Origin of the sequence: Streptococcus pseudopneumoniae, assembly GCF_001074565.1 — a bacterium.
GTDB classification, from domain to species: domain Bacteria; phylum Bacillota; class Bacilli; order Lactobacillales; family Streptococcaceae; genus Streptococcus; species Streptococcus pseudopneumoniae_J.
Genome location: NZ_JUQX01000021.1, coordinates 1 through 2,185 on the forward strand (window position 1 = coordinate 1; position 2,185 = coordinate 2,185).

Annotated in this window: 1 protein-coding gene and 2 pseudogenes; 2 read left to right on the plus strand and 1 reads right to left on the minus strand. The window is 35.5% G+C overall.

What is annotated here, in order from left to right:
• Window positions 1–947: Ltp family lipoprotein (locus ADI74_RS02670; protein ID WP_049536870.1), on the plus strand; the 947-nt coding region annotated here is incomplete at its 5' end.
• A gap of 199 nt (window positions 948–1,146) precedes the next feature.
• On the opposite strand, the pseudogene ADI74_RS10705 reads toward ADI74_RS02670, so the two are convergent.
• Window positions 1,147–1,529, minus strand: a pseudogene (locus ADI74_RS10705) (IS30 family transposase); the annotation flags it as partial.
• A gap of 157 nt (window positions 1,530–1,686) precedes the next feature.
• On the opposite strand from ADI74_RS10705, the pseudogene ADI74_RS02675 reads away from it, so the two are divergent.
• Window positions 1,687–2,185, plus strand: a pseudogene (locus ADI74_RS02675) (endo-beta-N-acetylglucosaminidase); the annotation flags it as partial.

Consider the following 2,185-nt stretch of genomic DNA (forward strand, 5'->3'; position numbering starts at 1 on the left):
AAGCTAATTCTTATTTCTATCTAAATGCTTCGGGAAACTATGTCCAAAATGCTTGGGTAGACAATTACTATCTTAAATCAGATGGTAAAATGGCTAAGAGTGAATGGATTTATGATAAGAACTATGGTTCATACTACTACCTAACAACAGAAGGTAGCTACGCTCGAAACACATGGGTAGGCAATTATTATCTTAAATCAGATGGTAAGATGGCTAAAGGTGAGTGGGTTTATGATAAGAACTATGGTTCGTACTACTACCTAACAGCAGAAGGTAGCTATGCTCGTGACGCTTGGTCAGGCAACTACTATTTGAAATCAAATGGTAAGATGGCTAAAGGTGAGTGGATTTATGATAAGAACAATGGTTCATACTACTACCTAACAGCAGAAGGTAGCTATGCTCGCAATGCTTGGTCAGGCAACTACTATTTGAAGTCAAATGGTAAGATGGCTAAGAGTGAGTGGGTTTATGATAAGAACTATGTTTCGTACTACTACTTGACTTCAGAGGGAAGTTACGCTCGTAGTACTTGGGTAGGAAATTACTATCTTAAATCAAACGGTAAGATGGCTAAAAGTGAATGGGTAGATGGTGGTCGTTACTATGTAGGAGCTAATGGATTATGGGAAACCAAATCATCAACCAATAGTGAATATTCTGCTGCTTTAGAAAAGGCAAAGAGTTATAACTCGTTATTCCATATGTCAAAAAAACGTATGTATAGACAATTAACTTCTCAATTTGATAAATTTTCAAATGATGCAGCTCAATATGCTATTGATCATCTAAAAGCTGATTATAAATATAATGCATTGTTTAATGCTAAGAACTATAGAAAATTATTTAATATGTCTAAATCTGGTCTTTTCAATCAATTGACCTCTTATATAGATGGCTTTACAAAAGAAGAAGCAAACTATGCCATTCAACATTTAGGTGACTAATTATTTAGAATAACTATTTTAACACTGATTGACAAGTCAAGTGCAACAAAGTTGTTCCTCTAATTAAGAGAGTATCTTTAAAGCTGTTTGAGTGAGCTCAAACAGCTTTTTTTGCGGACTATAGCCAAGTTCAAAATAGAAGGTTCTCCTATTGTCTTTCCACTCAGAACAGAATGGATTTTCCAATTTCAAAAAGGGGTTGGAGTTTATAGGTGTGAACAAAGGCATCTATGCTATGTCCCGTTGGTTTCTCTCCCATTACTTCTGTAAATTCTTTCAGAAAGTCGTCCGATAAACGATCTAGTTTCAAATAATAGCTGGCTTCTCTAGCATACTGATAACGGTTATGGGTAGCATCTGCATAATGGTGTAGGTAATAGATCTTCTGCCCATTGACTTATTTCACTTGTGTTATGGAACCACGATTCATTTTACGAGTAATAGTAGAGCAGTTTCCCCCAGTCTACGAGAAAACTCAGCAGATTTGAGTCCTACGTTTAAATAAGATTCAATTTCTAGTCGCTCAGCTTCAGATAAGTGTTTGTATGAGAATAATGAGTGGACATGTTCATCTTCCTTTATACTGTTTTTCGTAACTCTAGTATATCAGATGAACATGTCTTTTGTGTTGCACTTCATTTTAAAATAGGGCTTTTATAAATAGTTATTATTTGAGTGTAAAAAAATTAAGTATATGGTATACTATAGGTATAAATCATTAAAAACAATGGAGATTTTTATGAAAAAATCAAAAAAAATTTTAGTAACCAGCTTAGCAACTGCAACACTGGGACTTATTTCATTTGCGGATACAAGTGGAGACTTTCCTTTTTCGGCTCAGCATGTTTCTGCTCAAGAAAAGGATGCATCTAAAAATGGTAAGGTTGTAAAAGAGAATACAACTTCGGCGTCAAATCAAGCTGAGAAATCAAAAACACCAGCGCCGAAATCAGAGCCAAAGACAGCACCGAAACCAGAACCAAAACCAGCGCCGAAATCAGAGACAAAGACAGCACCAAAACCAGCTGAGAAACCGAAAACGCCAGCTCAAAAACCAGCTGAGAAACCTAAAAATACAAGTCCTAAAGAGGATAAGTCCAAATTTACAGCTCAGTCTGGTTGGGTAGGCTCATCGTACAATGAAAATGGTACTAAAGTTACTAATAAGTGGATTTTTAATAAAAAAGCTAATTCTTATTTCTATCTAAATGCTTCGGGAAACTATGTCCAAAATGCTT